This window comes from Myxacorys almedinensis A (assembly GCF_010091945.1).
In the GTDB taxonomy this organism is placed as follows: domain Bacteria; phylum Cyanobacteriota; class Cyanobacteriia; order Leptolyngbyales; family Leptolyngbyaceae; genus Myxacorys; species Myxacorys almedinensis.
In genome coordinates, this window is the sequence record NZ_WVIE01000011.1 from 87675 (window position 1) to 105123 (window position 17449).

Sequence of the window (17449 nt, forward strand, 5' to 3'; positions counted from 1 at the left end):
CCCATGTGCGGAATTACAGGTTTTTGGAATCCATCGGAGCAGAGTCATCTAGACAGTCTGCAAGCCACGATTCGACAGATGTCAGATAGCTTATGGCATCGAGGGCCCGATGATGACGGCACTTGGGTTGATGCAGAGGCAGGGCTTGCCTTGGGTCATCGGCGATTGGCAATTGTAGACCTTTCACCCGAAGGGCATCAACCTATGGTCTCTGCTGATCGCCGTTATGTCATCGTGTTCAATGGCGAGATCTATAATTTTCGGGAATTACAACGCGACCTGAAACGGTTAGGACATCACTTTCGAGGACATTCCGATACTGAAGTAATGCTGGCAAGTTTTAGCCAGTGGGGAATCGATCAAGCCCTGCAACGCTTCAATGGTATGTTTGCCTTTGCTCTATGGGATCGTCAGGAGCGAGTTTTGCATGTAGGGCGCGATCGCTTAGGAGAAAAGCCGCTCTATTACGGCTGGATCGCTCAAACGTTCGTATTTAGCTCCGAGTTAAAAGCGCTAAAAGGTCATCCTGCTTTTCAGCCCGAAATCAATCGGGATGCCATAACTCTGTTCCTTCGCTATAGCTATATTCCTGCTCCCCACTCCATTTACCAAGGCATCTACAAGTTGCCCCCGGCTACAGTGCTGAGTTGGAATGGCACAGCCGATCATTGTGTTCCTGTGCCGTACTGGTCTGCTCAGGAAATTGCTCAATCGGGTGCAACCAACCCTTTCGCAGGCTCACCATCAGAAGCGATTGACCAATTTGAGACATTACTTCAAAACGCAGTCAACCTCCGCATGGTGGCTGATGTTCCCCTGGGCGCGTTTCTCTCAGGAGGGATCGACTCGTCTACGATCGTTGCGCTCATGCAGGCTCAAAGTCGTCATCCTGTGAAAACCTTTACCATCGGGTTTCACGAAGATGCTTACAATGAAGCCCAGTATGCTCAGGAAGTTGCAAAACATCTCGGCACAGATCACACAGAACTCTATGTCACACCCCAACAGGCACGGGCGGTTATTCCTAAGTTACCAAGCCTGTACGACGAGCCTTTCTCCGACCCTTCTCAGATTCCTACTTTCTTAATCGCTCAGCTTGCTAGACAGCAGGTCACTGTTAGCCTCTCTGGCGATGGGGGTGATGAATTGTTTGCAGGCTATACCCGCTACTTCCATGGTCGCAAGTTGTGGCGAACCATTGGCTGGGTGCCCAAAGCCCTACGCCAAGCTTCTAGGCGCACTCTAACTCGCCTCTCCCCTCACGCTTGGAATCGGAGACTGGCTCCGGTGAGTGCCTTCCTGCCCGCCCAACTCAAACAGCCGACCCCCGGCGAGCAAATGCATCGGGTTGCAGAGGTTTTGGCGTCCCCGGATGCAGACGCTCTGTACACCTGGCTGATATCGGGTTGGAAACACCCGGAAACTGTAGTTGTTGATGGGCACGAACCGCTAACCACATGCGATCGTCAACATGAGGCAAGCTTACCAACCTTTACCCAACGCATGATGTACCGCGATAGCGTGACTTATTTGCCAGATGACATCTTGGTTAAGGTTGATCGGGCGAGTATGGGCGTCAGTTTAGAAGCCCGCGTACCGTTGTTAGATCATCGAGTGGTGGAGTTTGCTTGGCGCGTCCCCCTGTCTATGAAAATCTGCAATGGTCAAGGGAAGTGGCTGTTGCGACAAGTTTTGTACAAGTATGTTCCTCCTGCTCTAATTGATCGCCCTAAGCAAGGATTTGGTGTACCGATTGGTCGCTGGCTGCGGGGTGATCTACGAGATTGGGCAGAAGCCCTCCTAGATGAGCACCGACTCCAGCAAGAAGGTTTTTTAAATCCGCAACCCATTCGACAGCAATGGAAAGAACATCTTGCGGGCGATCGAGACTGGCAATACAACTTGTGGACTGTTTTGATGTTTCAGGCATGGTTACAGAATCACTGATTGGATCTTCAACCGAATGTTTAAGCAATTAAAACCAGAGATTGATCAATGCACTTACTACACATCAAGCAACAGCCCAAGACGTTGAGGGGTTGGCTGAGAAAGTTTAAATTTCTTTTAGGGCTAACGATCCTTCCATTATTAGCGTGTGCAAGCATGGAACTATCCACGGCTACTCCCTCCTCTGTCCCCATTATGTGGACTACTTCGGGTTTAGAGCGGATCGGAATCAGCGACCCGCCAGGTTCCTCAAAACGCATTCAACTCTATGCTGCTCGCGGAGAATACGAGCCTTTTCAAATTGGTATTCGGTCGCCTCAGCAGGAGCTTACAACCGTTAATGTTGCGGTTTCAGATTTGCTGGGTGCTAATCAGCAGGTGATTTCAAAAACAAATATTACCCTTTACCGAGAACATTATGTCTACGTTAGCCAGGCGAGTCCGAAGTTGTCTGGAAGTACGAATCCATCCTTGGGGACAGGCTGGTATGCGGATGGTCTCATTCCCTTCGTTGATCCCATAACCCACCAAGATCTAAGCGGGGCAACGCTGGATGCTGTTCCATTTAACCTCGATGGGGATCGGAATCAGCCGATCTGGGTTGATGTGTTTGTACCGCGAAACGCTGCCGCAGGAGACTATACAGGAACGTTTACCATCACCAGTGATCAAGGAACAACCGAAGGTGAAATCGCCTTGAAAGTCTGGAATTTTGAGCTACCGCTCAAGCCATCTCTCGATTCCTCCTTCTCATTTTGGGAAGAGGACAGCAAAGATGCCATGATCGAATTGCTCAAGCACAAACTGATGCCTGCAAGCACGCTTAAGCCAGAGTATGAACGGGAGTTGATTGATCACTGGGGATTGCGATCGGTTCGACTGCCGTTTTGGAGTGAAGCCAACGTTAATACTTGTCGGATGCAACCTGCCCCTTCTGTTCAAGATATTCGAGCAAAAGCCGCTCTTCACCAACCCGATGTCTTGCGCTACGCTTACTCGGCGGATGAAATCGATCGCTGTCAAGGGCTTCATGAACCCCTGAAGGAGTGGGCACGCAATTTTCATGACGCGGGGATTCAGAACCTAGTTGTGATGACTCCGACCCCTGAGCTTTACGATAATGGTGCTGGAACGGGGCGATCTGCTGTTGATATTTGGGTTGTTCTACCCCAGTCTTATGATCAGGCGGCTGACCAAATTGCAGCGGTGCTTCAAAAAGGCAACCAAGTTTGGTCGTACAATGCATTAGTGCAAGATAGATATTCACCCAAGTGGGAAATCGACTTTGCCCCTATTAATTTTAGAATTCAGCCTGGTTTTATTAGTCAGCAACTTGGGTTGACCGGATTGCTCTATTGGCGGGTTGATCTGTGGACGAGTGACCCTTGGAATGATCAAACCTATGTTCAGGACAACAACCATTATCCTGGCGAAGGAATGTTGGTGTATCCAGGGCAGCAAGTTGGGGTTTCTGGAGTTGCGCCATCAATGCGGCTGAAGTGGTTACGAGAAGGTATTGAGGACTACGAATATATTGAGATTTTGAAAAAGCGCGATCGCACAGATTGGGCGTTAGAAATCAGCCAACCTGCGGGTCAAGATTGGAAGACCTGGACGCGTGATCCAGAGGTATTAGAGGCAGTTCGTCGTCAGCTTGGAGAGGAGATTGCAAGGCTTTCTTAATAAAAATTTTTGCATCTCTGGTGACCACATTGAATTTAGAAGCAAACAAAGTAGGAAATTGTTGTGAAAACAAATTTCAAAATTGCTATTATTAACGTTGACTATGCTAATCTACCTAGTGCGTCAACATTTTTTGAAAACTTTTTTAACGGAATTGAAATCAATATCGACATCGGTATTGAGAAATCTGAGACGTTAAAAACAAACTGCAACTGTGCCGTTATAGTCACAAGCAAAACCATGACAGATCTAATTGATTTTGTGATTGTGCGACGGCAAAGCTTTTTATCGTTGCGGTTGCCACTGCGATCGCTTCTCATCAGTATCTAGATCTCATTGTCTAGAGCGAACGTTCTGTTCCGATGACCTATGCAAACGTGGACGACCTAGTAAAAAGTGTGGGCTTTCAACCGAATACTTCAATTGAAGTTGGAATTGAACGCTTTGTTTACTGGTATTGCTCTTATTACCCCATTGAACTGACCCCGCAGAGCACTGAGCTACTGATTTAGCACCCGCATCAAGCTCAAAGTTTTGTAATTTATATTCTGGATGTACCATGACTCGTCTTTTAATCGCAACAACAGTTGTTGCTGCATTACGCGCGTTCTTTGTACCGATGGCTCACCACTTCCGAGCAATGGGTTGGCAGGTTGATGGAATGGCTCAAGGTGCTTCAGGCTGTCCGCAGTGCAACGCTGCCTTTGATCATGTTTGGGAGATTGATTGGTCGCGCAACCCGCTTGCAGCACAAAATTTGGTAGCCGTGCCTCAACAACTCCGCAAGGTGGTCACCAAACAAGCCTACGACTTGGTGCATGTTTCAACTCCCGTAGCTGCTTTTGTTGCCCGGTATGCCCTCAATGGCTTGAGGCAACAGGGCAAGCTCAAAATCATTTACACTGCTCAAGGATTTCACTTCTATCAGGGAGGGTCGCCCTGGAAAAATGCGGCATTCTTAACCCTTGAAAAACTGGCAGGACGCTGGACAGATTATCTAGTTGTTGTTAACCATGAGGATGAGGAAGCGGCAAAGCACTATAGCTTGGTTCCACCGCCACAAGTTCGCTACATTCCGGGGACTGGATTAAACTTAGAGCGATTTCACCCGGATGCTGTGCCGGAGTCTGAGGTGGTGCGGGTGCGCCAAGCATTAGGTCTGTCCGCAGAAACACCTCTATTTCTATCAGTTGCAGAATTGATTCCCCGAAAGCGCCCCTGCGATATTCTACAAGCGTTCGCTGCTTTGCAGCCCTCTACTGCCCATTTAGCTTTTGCTGGTGCAGGAGTTTTGTTAGAGGAGATGCAACAGTTTGCCATTCATCTAGGAGTGCAAGATCGGGTGCATTTTCTAGGCTTGCGTTCAGATATTCCTACTCTAATGCGGTCTGCGATCGCAACTATCTTGGCATCAGAGCAGGAGGGATTGCCCAATTGCGTCATGGAGTCTTTGTGTCTGGGGGTTCCGGTAATTGGCTCCCAAATCCGAGGAACGCAAGATTTGTTAGACGGTGGCTATGGTTTCCTCTTCCCGGTAGGTTCTGTGGCGAAACTGACTGAGGCAATGACACTTGCCCTAGAGCAGCCCGAAGCCACTCAGCTAATCGGGAAACGGTCATGGAATCGCATGGCTCCCTACGGGTTGCACCCTGTGCTGAAGCAGTATGAGGCGCTATATACCGAAGCCCTCAATTCAGTGAGAGCAAACGAAATTCTGCTACCTGTCTAAGTTTGAATCATTTGAATCACTTGTTGAGGGTAATGATCATGAAACATACGTTGTATAGTGTGCAACTGCAACAAGGGTTGAAGACGGTGCTGGATCGAGGGATCGCTGCGATCGCGCTGATATTGCTCTCGCCATTGATCAGCACGGTTGCACTTGCCGTCTACCTTCAGATGGGCAGCCCGATTGTCTTTGCTCAACCTCGTGGCGGAAAAGACGGGCGCATTTTCACGTTCTATAAGTTTCGCACGATGACCAACGAGCGGGATGCTGAGGGAACCCTTCTCCCCGATGCCCAACGCCTGACCAAGTTGGGTCGGTTGTTGCGTCAAACCAGCTTGGATGAATTGCCCCAGCTTTGGAACGTGCTCAAGGGTGAGATGAGCATTGTGGGTCCTCGTCCTTTTATCGCATCCTACCTAGATCTTTACACGCCCGATCAAGCCCGTCGTCATGAAGTGAAACCCGGCATTACAGGTTGGGCGATTATCAATGGTCGCAACACCATTAGTTGGGAAGAAAAATTTGGATTGGATATTTGGTATATCGATCACTGGAGCTTGGGGCTTGATCTCAAAATTCTGGCGCTGACTGTTGTGAAAGTCCTCAAACGCGAAGGGGTTGACCAAAACCAATCTACGACCATGAGCTACTTTCAGGGTAGTTCGCGATTAGCGCAAAGTGCAACTCCGCAAGAACCGTATAAGTTATCTCAACGTTAGGAGTTTACAAAACATAGGAGGTTACCAATGCTGCATCAAATTCTAAAGTTTGAAACCGGAATGACAGCCAAACAGTTTGCAGAACAAATTCTGGAAGCCCTCCAGACCTCAAGACTGGTTCATGCGATCGGTGTTGATCCCCAATCCCATTTGCACCAGTTTTGGGATGATGTGTCTGACGCGCTTGGCGAGTGTCTGCCAATGTCTGAGAGCCTTGCAACCGGAGAAAAAACAGGGGAGAAATGGATAGATATTCGATACGATGGCAGTATTGCGAATGCCTATCGACATAGCAAGAATGCACAGCCGTTACACACCGATGGCTCCTATGAGAGCAACACGTCAGACACGGTTTTCTTTTATTGCATCAAGCAAGCAGCCAAGGGGGGAGAAACAGTGTTTTTGGACGCCGACGACTTGATCGCGATGCTGAAGCATGAAGATGAGTCGCTGCTAGACGACCTCTGCACTACCCCAGTTTGTTTTTCTAAAGCAAGCGACTTCAAACGAAGACCCATTATCTCCTTTGATGAGCGAGGTGCGGTACTCACCTGGAACTACTATTGCATTGACGCTTCAGAATCAGAATTTGCAAAAGACCTAGCTGAGCGGTTTCATGCTTTTCTGCAATTCAATGTTATGGCAGCGAACAAGACCTTTCCAGTTAAGTTGATGGCTGGGGAAGCTGTCTTTTTTCAGGATGAACGAGTGCTGCATGGACGGAATGGTTTTGACGCAAGTGAGCAGGACGAGCGGTTTCTTCGGAAAACAGGACTGAAGTTGAAACAATACGATCGCAACAAAAGGGTGATGGTGTACCAATGAACCGTCGTGAATTTGGTCATACAGGAATTTATTTAAGTCCCATCACGTTTGGTTCAATGCGCCTTGCTCCAGATCGGGTCAGGTTGGATCTGGCAGTAGAAATGATCACTCGCATGGCGGAGCGCGGCTTAACCACCTTTCACAGTTCCCATGAGTATGAAAGTTATCCTTTTTTCTGCGAAGTCATGCAAGAATTTCGCAGCAAAAAGCCTTCAGCCGAGGTTGTACACATCGCTAAAATTGCGGTTCCCCATTTTCATGACGCTACGTTTACAGGTAGCCGACTCTCGACCCTAATTGAAGATCAGCTTCGAGCATTAGGCACAGAACGCATTGATATTGTTCAGTGGCTCGTGAGACATCAACCCAACGAGGACGAACAACGTTTAACCATTCTGGCTGAATGCCAACAGGCATTAACTGCGACCTGGGAACGTCTGCATGGTGAAGGAAAAGTTGGCGTGCTGACCTCTTTTCCGTATTCTGTGCCCTTTGCTAGGGAAGTACTGAAGTTGCCGCTCTGCGAAGGGTTAGTGACTTACTTGAATGCCCTAGAACTTGATATGGTTCCCTTTCTAGACGCAATGGAAAAAGCAGGGCAAGGCTATGTTGCGATCCGACCTTTTCATGCAGGGTTAATTACCACCGAAAACATGGGTCAATCTTCCTGCGGTTCCTTCGGAGTTGCGCTCTGCGCTAATCGCTCCAATGCTCAGATGGAGAAACTTGTTTCGACGTTAAGAATCCTCAACGTACCAGAAGATACTGTGACTGATTTTGCACTTCAGTTTCCACTTTTACATCCTGCTGTTGCTTCTGTAATTGTCAGTGTAACCAGCCTAAACCATGCGGATGAAGTTATGGATGCGAGCGATCGCGCAATTGTTGACAAAGAGACTTTTACGAAAACCATAAATTCTTTGTCTCCAAGTTTAGTCTGAACTGAGTTTATGTTCTGTTTCAAACCATTCAGAAGGTGTTGGTTGACCGCTTAAGTTTTTTAGGCTGTAGGAAGTTAGTTGAATTTTCAAAGCGGTGATTTGGCAAACCCTGAGCGAATTTTTAGGAGTGGTGAGTAGAGAAATGCAAATACTTGAATCAGACTTAAATCAGGGCGACTCCAAGATGCAAGCGAGTGTATGCGAAGTTTCTGAGGCAGCGATCGTCTCCATGAGTGAGACAGACCTGGCGAATTGGTATCTTGAGCGGGGAAAACGAGTTATTGCCCATCGCGATCGCTTCTGGGAAGAATTGTTGCCAGGTTTTTATCAACCCATTCACTCTCTAGCGCGTCTGAGTGTCGAGCAAGCGAGTTGTCCTGTCTGGTTCCATTGGGGATTTCGATCCGTTTTGCGGCAGGAAGATGCAGAAGTTGGGAATGGTTTCTTGCCTGTGCATTTGCTAACGGATGTGCAAAACTACACGCTAGAGCGGTTTTCTTCCAATCGAAGACGGCATTTGAAAAAGTGTCAGAAGCAGGTGAAAATTGTTCAGCTTTTGGATGCTCAACCGTTGCGAGAACAAGGGCATGACCTTATAGTTTCTGCCTCACACCGAACCAACTATTTCCGCGTGCCAACCCAACAAGAGTATGTCGCCAGTCTGAAAAATTATATTGATTCCAGACGATTAGTGTTAGCTGGTTTTGTGAATGGCAAATTGGGGGGATATTTAGCAGGATATGCTGTGGATGGTACAGCTTATTTCGAGGATTTGTATGTTGCAACTGATGTGATCACGACCAACATTAATCTGGGATTAATCTTCGAGTTTGTCCAAATTTGCCGGCGTTCTGGCAACGTTCACGAAGTTGTGAACGGGTTGCATTCTCTGGAAGATGAACAGCTTTGTGTGTTTAAAGATTCGATCGGATTTCCCGCAAAGCAATTGCCGACACGAGTTGGCATAAATGCGATCGCGAGACCATTGCTGCGATGGAAATATCCCTATAAATACTATCGTTTAACGGGAATTGATCCTCAGAAAGACCGCTTTGAAACAGCGAATCGGCTCAAGGACAGTGAAAGCTAGTATCTTCTTAAGTTGAGAAATGCAATGATTATTCAGTTTATTCATCCTTTAGATGATCTCTGGGTGCAGACGCTTCAAAATTTCCGCTATGACATCTACCACCTGCCAGAATACGTCAGCCTTGAAGCCTATCGAACCGATGCAATTCCTGAAGCAATTTTAGTGACAGAAGATGAGCGACAATTTTTTGTGCCTTATCTCTTGCGAAGGTGCGATCGTCTGTTTGACGATCATGCTGAAACGAGTGATTGTTTTGATGTGGTTTCGCCCTATGGTTATCCAGGAATTTTGCTCAATGATGCGGCAATAAATTCCCCAGAGTTCTTACAAAAAGCTATCCAACAAATAATGGCAGAATTTAGTTCTAAGCAAATTTGTTCTGCTTTTTTTCGCCTGCATCCTATCCTTAACAAAGGGTTTGAACAAGTGATTTCTACGCAGCTATGTCAAGTTGCTGGAGAAACCGTTTCGGTAAATTTGGAATTATCTGAGACAGAAATTTGGAGCCAAACACGTTCGGAACATCGCAATAAAATTAATCGCACTAAACGAGCCGGATTTAGAGCTAGAATTATTCCGTTTGAGCAGGATGTAGATGAATTCATTACGATCTACAACGAAACAATGGATCGAGTGAATGCATCTGAATCTTACTACTTTGATCGGAAATATTTTCTCAATCTTTCACGCTTAAATCAGCAAACTCATCTATGCATTGTTGAGCATAACCAGCAGGTTGCTTGTGCTGGACTGTTCACAGAATGTTGCGGAATAGTTCAATATCATCTTGGTGGAACAAAGAATCAATTTTTGAAGCAAGCTCCTAGTAAATTAATGTTTGATCATGTTCGATTCTGGGCAAAGGAGCGTGGTAATAGAGTTTTTCATTTAGGAGGCGGAGTTAGTGGTACTAAAGATAGTCTCTACCACTTTAAAGCAGGTTTCTCTAAGCAAAGGCATACCTTTTTAACGCTGCGTTTCATAACTGATGAAATTAAGTATAACCATCTAGTAGAATTGCAGGCAAAAACGCTAGGAATTGAGACAGAGAAATTGCTTCAGACCACTTTCTTTCCAGCATATCGTTCTATTCAATAACTGAGAAAATGATGATGGATAATCAGCAAGCATACAGTACGGTTGACTTTGATTATTGGGCACATAAAAGAGATCTCGACGATATGGAGAGCTACCTGATTGAAAAATTCTTAGATAAGAGAAAGAAAACGCTGGAAGCTGGGACTGGAGGGGGTAGAATCTTGTTAGAAATGCAGAAATTAGGATTTACTTCGCTGTATGGATATGATTTTATTCCCAAATTTATTGAACAAGCGAAACAGAGAGATTCTAGTCAAGATATCACCTTTAAAGTTCAAGATGCGACTTGCTTAAGCTATGAAGACTACTCTTTTGATCAAATTCTTTATCTACAACAAATTATTTGTACACTCGAAACTAATAGTGCAAGAACAAAAGCGCTTCAGGAAGCTTATCGCATTCTCAAGCATGGCGGTATTGCACTATTTTCTTTTCTAAACTTTGATTCAAGAAGTAGAAGCGCAGCTTACTTTCTCTACATTTGGTATCTCCGTCTTTTAAGAAATCTGAAAGGTTCAAAGTGTTCTATCCAACATCTTCCCCGGCTTAAATTGAATGGAAAGCCTAATTTTTCAGCGCTGTTGGATCGTACACCATACACCTATTGGTATAAACCTGAAGAAGTATATGAGGCGCTAACAGAGGTAGGATTTGATATTTTGGCAATCACTTCTGATGTTCGACATGAGCAAAGAAAGTTGTATCGATCAATGGAAACATTTCGTGAAGTGCCGAGGCAAGGATTTTTCTATTTTGTTTGTACAAAGCGAACCTGAGTTTTAAGCAAACTCGCACTTACTTCAATACCTTGTTCTGGCAATTAGACGAAAATTAGAATTTATAAAAGTTAGGAGTTTGATACAGATCTAGAGTTACTTTTTGTTGTGTATTTAGACCATGAATTTTGGAGCGACTGTAATGAAAAGGGCAAGCTATTCCTAACCGAGACGTAATTTTTTAACACTGCGGTTAATTCCAAACTTAGAGTATGAGCGATCAGTGCAAGGGCGCTTAAAAGCTTTAGACACGCAACCAGAGTAGTTACTGGCATCTAACTATTTTCCTGATTATCGTGCTTCTACATGCAACTAAAAGTTTGAACCATGATTAAGGCACTTGCTAAGTTAGCTTACAACGTGTATTACGTTCCTCCAATTCACCTTTTAGGAACTCGTGTCTCTCAAGAGGTACTTCGTTCTTCTCTAGTTGTTAAATTGATTTTTGGAATGCGGATTTTATCCAAGGAAGAGCTATCTGTTTATTTCTCTAAGCCACCAATCTATTTTGGCTTAACAACTTATTTACTAGCAACAGTGCTGAGGAGAAGATTAAGAGAGTTACCAAGTTTAAAACTACTAGAAATTGGAGTTGGTGCTTATGCAGTATTAAGTGGCTATCTTTCAAGATTTGGAACACAAACGGTTGATGCGATCGACATTGATCCCGCTTGCATTGAGTCTGCCCAAAAGCATGTTGAATTGAATCAGGTTGGTGTTCGAGTTTTTCAATCCGATTTGTTCTCAAATATTCCTGCTCAAACGTATGATCTAATCTTTTGGAATATGCCCTACACAGAGTTACCTCCTCATGCCTACCTGCCCAGATTGTTTGAAGCAGTTCCTGACTTCATGAATAAAAATGCTCAACTTCTACTTAGCTATGGCACTAAAACTTTGCCTCGCGAAACAATTTTGCAATTTCTGAACCATTACCCACCACTGCGTGTTGATGAGGTTAAAACCTGGGCATGGAACGTTCATGAAGTCATCTCAATTGGATTAGCAAAAAACTAACGTTTTGACTCTCTTTAATACACCTACGAGGCTGCTCGAATTAAATTATGATACGCCCCATTCTTCTTTCAACTCCTCATGTGGGAGATGCCGAACTGGAGTTTGTCAAAGAAGCCTTTGACACGAATTGGATTGCTCCTGTTGGTCCTCATGTTGATGCCTTTGAGCAGGAATTTTGCGACGCTGTGGGTGCAGGCTATGCAGCCGCCGTTAGTTCTGGAACCGCAGCACTACACTTAGCACTACGTTTGGTTGGGGTTGAACCTGGGGATGAGGTCTTTTGTTCAACGCTAACTTTCATTGCCACTGCTAGTCCCATTAGCTACTTGGGTGCTAAGCCCGTTTTCATTGATAGCGATCGCACGTCCTGGAATATGAACCCGAATTTGTTGCGGGAAGCTCTGACCTATCGTGCCCGCATCGGCAAACTTCCGAAAGCAGTTGTTCTGGTGCATCTTTATGGTCAAAGCGCCGACATTGCACCCATTTTACGAGCCTGTAATGACTATGGAGTTCCCTTAATTGAAGATGCAGCAGAGGCATTGGGAGCAACTTACAAAGATCAGTCTCCGGGTACATTTGGACGGGTAGGAATTTACTCGTTTAATGGCAACAAAATTATTACAACATCGGGTGGAGGAATGTTGGTGTCTGAAGACGCCGATTTGATTGCAAAAGCAAAGTTTTTGGCAACTCAAGCACGAGACCCAGCGCCGCATTACCAGCATTCTGAAATTGGCTATAACTACCGTTTGAGTAATATTTTGGCAGGGATTGGACGCGCCCAATTGCAGGTGCTTCGCGATCGCGTTGCTGCCAGACGGCACAACTTTGAAATCTATCAACGCGCACTGGATCATTTACCCGGCATCGAATTTATGCCTGAAGCTCTCTTTGGGCAATCCAGCCGTTGGTTAACGTGTTTGACCATTGATCCGGTTGCCTTCGGGGCGAACCGAGATCAAATCTGCTCTGCCCTAGCACAGAAACGTATTGAGGCGCGTCCAGTTTGGAAACCCCTGCACTTGCAACCTGTCTTTGCAGAGTGCGAATCGATCGGAGGCGCGATCGCAGAAGATTTATTTTATCGAGGACTGTGCCTTCCCTCTGGTTCAAATTTGACGATAAGCGATCTAGAGCGGGTGATTGAGGTGATGACTCAAGTTCACAAGTGCAGTGCAACTTACCAAGCTAGAAGCTATGAGTTGGATTATGTTGCCAGCGCGCCGAGCAAAGCCGAGCTATGTCCACCCAGTGAAAGTTTGGGTTCTGGCAACCTTAGCAAGTTAACGGGGTAAGAGCAATGTTAACCCAGGTTTGGTGTACTGACAGTATTGATCTACCTGGAGCAAAAGGGTATTTCTCGGTCAGCAACCTTCATGGTTAAGGTGCCCATCCCATGGATTCTGATGAGACGGGTTGTTGCGATCGCATCTCTATTCCACCCTCGCGGCTCAAACGGTAAACTGACGGGCAACAAATTGACGGGCAACGTTTGAAGCGACCCCTCACCTGCTTCCAAACGTTTTTATCCCATCGTTAAGCAGCACCAATCGCTTATCTGTCAACAAATCCATTGCCACCCAGCACAACTTCTGAGACTCTACGAAGAAATGTGACAGTTGTTGTGACAGTATAAAAAATGGGTGATTTCAGCCTTGCCCAATCCGCCCATGGCATTAGAGTAAAACCTATATTTACTTGACGGGTAGAATAGTGCCCGGAGGTGGGAATGGAGTCACCAGAGACGCGCATCACGTTAGACCTTGATGCCAACCATCCAAATTTGCTACGCGGGCTTGAGGTTTGGTTGCACCTTGGCTTGCTGACTCAGCACCAGATTGATCAGCTAAGCCGTCGATACTTGATTTGCGCGTTGCCTGAAGTTGTCGAGGCTCAGCCCTCTTTACCCCCTTCAAGTCTGACTGGGGCGCTAGAGCGGTCTTCACCTGCTGATTTTGTTGTGGCGGATGTGCCAGAACGGCGAGTTGATCGACGGCAACCAACCGTGTCTTCGGGCAATGTTTCAGACAACATTTCAGATCGTGTTTCAGACAATGTGATGACTCGCATCCTGCGATCGCTGCAACAAGAACTCAGCGTTGTATGGCTGCTAGTGTTGGGAGTATTTTTAGTGGTGGTTTCTTCGGCAGTGCTGGCGGCGAGCCAGTGGCAGAATGTTTCCCCAACCGGGCAGTATCTCGTGCTGTTGGGCTACACGCTCAGCTTTTGGGGCGTTTCGGCTTGGGCAAGTCGCCAGCTAAGTTTGAGGTTGACCACAGCAACCCTAAAAACGCTGACTTTGTTGTTGATTCCAGTTAATTTTTGGGCAATTGATCGATTTCTCTTACAAACAATTGAGGTTCAATCTGTTGTTGTAGCTGCGATCGCATCTCTTGTTTTAAGCGCGATCGCCGTTCTATTGCTAAAAAACTCTTCGAGTGATCATCCTCGGTTTGCTTTAGTTTACTTAGGTCTGAGCTATCTTCAGTTAGGATGGGCGGTTCCAATGATTCCGCTTGGGTCGGTTTATCTGGGTTCGCTGCTGTTTATCATTGCTCCAGTTCTGGCACTGTCTCGTGTTGCGGTTGTGGCATGTGCCATTGCATTGCTATTTTTACGAGCCATTTTTATCGTTGATGTTGATATTGCTCAGTTAGGGCTGGCGATCGCGCTATGCGGTGGAGGGATCGCTCGGATTGCTCAACGCCAACCGGGGTCAACAGCATGGATGTTCAGCGGCGCGGTGCTGTTGCTTGGTTGGGGGGTGTCTGTTGGCGCGGTGCCGTGGCAAGCGTTAGTAACAAGTGGTATCGCGCTACTGGTGAGCTATTGGGCGTTACAGCGATTTTGGCGGCGATCAGATGTGGCCCTATTGCTGACGATCGCGTTACAAATGATTTGGCTGGGTTGGCGGTTGGTTCCGGCGGTGCTGCAAACCCAAATCATCACTAGCGCCACCCAAATCACAGAGACCGAATCCACCGCGATCGCGCTGTTAGGCATCGCCTTATTTCCGTATTTGCTGGTGATTCTAACGGTTTCAGCGTGGCTACGGCGGCAGCAGCATTCCGATTTGGCAACTTTTTCTGAAGGGATTGCGCTAGGGTTTGGCATAGTGCTGTTGGCGCTGAGTGCGATCGCCCCTGCAACCCGAACGCTCAATCTATTCGCCTCGACTGCTACCCTAGGCTGGCTGATGCATCGCCGCCAATCTCAGCAGCAAGCCATCACCTCTCTGGTGTATGCCACCCATTTAGGTGGGTTAGCGACCGCGATTTCAGCGATTCATTATCGGTTTCCAACACTGAACAGTTCGACGTGGGCGTTTCTATTTTTAGGCGGAGCGATCGCACAGTGGATATTTAGCACGGTTGGTGCCCCAACGCTTTGGCGGCGCAGTGCATGGCATCTAGGACTGGGGCTTGCAGGTTTATCCTACGTCCTTTGGGTGGAGCCGATTGGCGCTGCCCCAAGGCTTGCTAGCAGTTGGTTAGCGGTGCCGCTAGCGCTAACGTGGATGGCAGCCCAGCGATCGCAACAACGGGAAATGTTGGCTGGGCTGAGTGCGCTCTCGATTGTGATGGCGCAACTGCTGACGCTCAACCGCCCCGAAACCGGGTTACTGGGATGGGTTGTGGCAACGGTGCTAATGGCAGTTAACACGGGCTTTCTTCAGCGTCAGCTATTTGCAAATCTCACGATTGGCTATGGGCTAGTTGCCGTAGGTTGGGGATTGTGGCACGGGTCGCCTGCACTCCGCTCGATTGATCAGTGGTTGTTGGTGAATGCGATCGCGCTTGTGCTACTGGGGGTGGGCGCGCGGTGGGGGCAGATTCAATTACGCCATAGGGAAACTACGCGATCGCACCTGATGATCGCGCTTTTTGTCCAGGCGGCAAATTGCTGGAAGGCAGTGCTGATAGGTCTTGTACTGTTCGGATCTACGGTTCAAGTCTGGGGTGATTACACGGGTGGCTATGGTGTTGTTCAGCCTTCAACGGCGCTGGGATCTGATGGGGGCGTTGCCTTGCGCCTTACAGCGATCGCGCTGACAACGCTGGTTTTGGCAGTGCAAATCTGGCGATCGTCTTCTATCTTCGTGTTTGTCGGGCTAGGTCTTGGCATCGAACTGCTGACGGCGCAAACCTTGGCAGCGTGGGAACCGTCGCTGATGCGGCTGAGCATTGCCAATGTGGGACTAGGGTTAGCACTCCTATTTGGGGGGGATGTTCGCCAGCGACGGGCGGCAACCGAATCGTTATTTTGGGGATGGCATGGGTTGCCGTTGGTCTATGGGGTGGGTGCGATCGCGCTTCGGGTTGGAACCTTTACAGCCGCGACGGGCTGGATTTCGATTGGGGTTGCTGCGATCGCACTGGGCGTTGGTCGGCGGCACCGGGCGCTCAAACCTCTCACCGTTTTAGGTGTGTTTGGAACAACGATCGGCTTGAGCGAATTGGTTTTATATTCTCTCCGTAGCCAATCTCTTGGCAATCAGCTAATCGCGATCGCAGCATTAGGGTTAGCATTAACGCTTGCTTATCGTTATATGTTGATAGAAAAGCTAAACTACTTACACCTCAGTGCCACAGAAGCTAAATCCATTGCTCATAGCCACTGGGCAATCAGTAGCGTTGTTCTTAGCATTGCAGCAAGTTTAACGTTACTAGTTCCAACTCCTGGAACCTTAGCTCTAGGCGGATTTGCAACCGGAGTAGGCTTGGCGCTCTATGCTATTTTTCAGGCGCGGCATCATCCCAGTGCCCAAAGCGCAGAACTGTGGCTCTATGCTGGGCTGTTAGAGGCGGCAGCCCTAGCTTGGTATCTCACAACCAAACCGTGGTTTAGCGGTCTGTTTGCCCAAGCGCGTCCTTACGCAGGTGCCATCGCTGCGATCGCAGCCTTCATCTCATTTGTGCTGTCGTGGGAGCGGTTAGGCTGGGCACGCCAACCGTGGCAGCGCGTGTCTATCGCCGTTCCATTATTGGTTTTAGCGGCAACTGCGGCAGTTATCCACCCAGTTAGCCTCATTGTTTTAGCCATGTTCTATAGCTTAGTGGCATCGCTTCGCCGTCAGGTGCGTTGGACTTATCTCAGCATCGTGTTGCTCAATTGGGTTGCGGTTGTGCAGATGCATCGGCTCAATGTCGATCTTTTGTTTTGGCAAGTGTTACCGATCGGGTTATCTGTTCTTTATTTTGCCACTATTGATCCATCGCTAAAAACAGCTTCAGCAAGGGCATCGCGGCATTATGTTAGAGTGTGCGGGACGGGTTTAATTTGTTTGACGGCGTTACTCACCCAGAATAACTATGGCATTGTGCCTAGCGTAGTCAGTTTGGTTGCCATTTTTGCGGGGCTAGGATTGCGAATTCGGGCCTTTTCTTATGTAGGAACAATTGTGTTTTGCCTTAACGTTGTCTACCAAATCGTTGTGTTAGCAACAACTTACTCGCTGCTTAAATGGGTGATTAGCTTATGCGTTGGCATTTTGTTTATTTGGATCGCAGCAAATTTTGAAACCCGCCGCGAACAGGTAACCCTGCTGATGCGAAGTTGGCTAGAGCAACTGCAAGACTGGCAATAGCGAGGCAAGGTGCGATTTACTCAGGGGCAAAGAG

General features: G+C 47.4%; 12 protein-coding genes. All 12 read left to right on the top strand.

Features of this window, described 5'->3' with window-relative positions; translation table 11 throughout:
• Positions 1–3 precede the first annotated feature (3 nt).
• The 12 genes from asnB to GS601_RS11410 all read left to right on the top strand — a co-directional run bounded on the left by asnB (position 4) and on the right by GS601_RS11410 (position 17415).
• The gene (gene asnB / locus GS601_RS11355) at positions 4–1947 is read left to right on the top strand and encodes an asparagine synthase (glutamine-hydrolyzing) (protein ID WP_162423401.1); all 1944 of its coding nucleotides are present in this window, start codon (positions 4–6) and stop codon (positions 1945–1947) included.
• Between the two features lie 156 nt (positions 1948–2103).
• Complete coding sequence (locus tag GS601_RS11360) at positions 2104–3630, top strand: DUF4091 domain-containing protein (protein WP_162423402.1); 1527 nt, start codon at positions 2104–2106, stop codon at positions 3628–3630.
• A 559-nt stretch (positions 3631–4189) separates the two neighbouring features.
• Complete coding sequence (locus GS601_RS11365) at positions 4190–5359, top strand: glycosyltransferase (protein WP_162423403.1); 1170 nt, start codon at positions 4190–4192, stop codon at positions 5357–5359.
• A gap of 38 nt (positions 5360–5397) precedes the next feature.
• Positions 5398–6078 (top strand): sugar transferase, encoded by a 681-nt coding sequence (locus GS601_RS11370; protein WP_162423404.1) that lies wholly within the window; start codon positions 5398–5400, stop codon positions 6076–6078.
• A gap of 27 nt (positions 6079–6105) precedes the next feature.
• Entirely contained in the window at positions 6106–6903 is a 798-nt protein-coding gene (locus GS601_RS11375; RefSeq protein WP_162423405.1) for a TauD/TfdA family dioxygenase, read from the top strand.
• Positions 6900–7844, top strand: a complete 945-nt coding sequence (locus GS601_RS11380; RefSeq protein ID WP_162423406.1) for an aldo/keto reductase — start codon at positions 6900–6902, stop codon at positions 7842–7844. Before GS601_RS11375 ends, GS601_RS11380 begins: the two co-directional genes overlap by 4 nt.
• A gap of 142 nt (positions 7845–7986) precedes the next feature.
• Complete coding sequence (locus tag GS601_RS11385) at positions 7987–8934, top strand: hypothetical protein (protein ID WP_202925018.1); 948 nt, start codon at positions 7987–7989, stop codon at positions 8932–8934.
• Between the two features lie 24 nt (positions 8935–8958).
• Entirely contained in the window at positions 8959–10032 is a 1074-nt protein-coding gene (locus GS601_RS11390; protein WP_162423407.1) for a GNAT family N-acetyltransferase, read from the top strand.
• 8 nt (positions 10033–10040) lie between these two features.
• A complete protein-coding gene (locus GS601_RS11395) occupies positions 10041–10808 on the top strand; it encodes a class I SAM-dependent methyltransferase (RefSeq protein ID WP_162423408.1) in 768 nt (255 codons plus the stop codon).
• Between the two features lie 327 nt (positions 10809–11135).
• Positions 11136–11825, top strand: a complete 690-nt coding sequence (locus GS601_RS11400; protein WP_162423409.1) for a methyltransferase — start codon at positions 11136–11138, stop codon at positions 11823–11825.
• 47 nt (positions 11826–11872) lie between these two features.
• A complete protein-coding gene (locus GS601_RS11405; RefSeq protein WP_162423410.1) occupies positions 11873–13123 on the top strand; it encodes a DegT/DnrJ/EryC1/StrS family aminotransferase in 1251 nt (416 codons plus the stop codon).
• A 434-nt stretch (positions 13124–13557) separates the two neighbouring features.
• Positions 13558–17415 carry a DUF2339 domain-containing protein gene (locus GS601_RS11410; RefSeq protein ID WP_162423411.1) on the top strand — a complete coding sequence of 1286 codons (3858 nt, stop codon included), beginning with the start codon at positions 13558–13560 and terminating at the stop codon, positions 17413–17415.
• Positions 17416–17449 lie beyond the last annotated feature (34 nt).

What these genes read in the sequence shown, in the direction of transcription:
- asnB (WP_162423401.1), top strand. Translation starts at nt 4, where the DNA reads ATGTGCGGAATTACAGGTTTTTGGAATCCATCGGAGCAGAGTCATCTA.
- GS601_RS11360 (WP_162423402.1), top strand. Translation starts at nt 2,104, where the DNA reads ATGGAACTATCCACGGCTACTCCCTCCTCTGTCCCCATTATGTGGACT.
- GS601_RS11365 (WP_162423403.1), top strand. Translation starts at nt 4,190, where the DNA reads ATGACTCGTCTTTTAATCGCAACAACAGTTGTTGCTGCATTACGCGCG.
- GS601_RS11370 (WP_162423404.1), top strand. Translation starts at nt 5,398, where the DNA reads ATGAAACATACGTTGTATAGTGTGCAACTGCAACAAGGGTTGAAGACG.
- GS601_RS11375 (WP_162423405.1), top strand. Translation starts at nt 6,106, where the DNA reads ATGCTGCATCAAATTCTAAAGTTTGAAACCGGAATGACAGCCAAACAG.
- GS601_RS11380 (WP_162423406.1), top strand. Translation starts at nt 6,900, where the DNA reads ATGAACCGTCGTGAATTTGGTCATACAGGAATTTATTTAAGTCCCATC.
- GS601_RS11385 (WP_202925018.1), top strand. Translation starts at nt 7,987, where the DNA reads ATGCAAATACTTGAATCAGACTTAAATCAGGGCGACTCCAAGATGCAA.
- GS601_RS11390 (WP_162423407.1), top strand. Translation starts at nt 8,959, where the DNA reads ATGATTATTCAGTTTATTCATCCTTTAGATGATCTCTGGGTGCAGACG.
- GS601_RS11395 (WP_162423408.1), top strand. Translation starts at nt 10,041, where the DNA reads ATGATGATGGATAATCAGCAAGCATACAGTACGGTTGACTTTGATTAT.
- GS601_RS11400 (WP_162423409.1), top strand. Translation starts at nt 11,136, where the DNA reads ATGATTAAGGCACTTGCTAAGTTAGCTTACAACGTGTATTACGTTCCT.
- GS601_RS11405 (WP_162423410.1), top strand. Translation starts at nt 11,873, where the DNA reads ATGATACGCCCCATTCTTCTTTCAACTCCTCATGTGGGAGATGCCGAA.
- GS601_RS11410 (WP_162423411.1), top strand. Translation starts at nt 13,558, where the DNA reads ATGGAGTCACCAGAGACGCGCATCACGTTAGACCTTGATGCCAACCAT.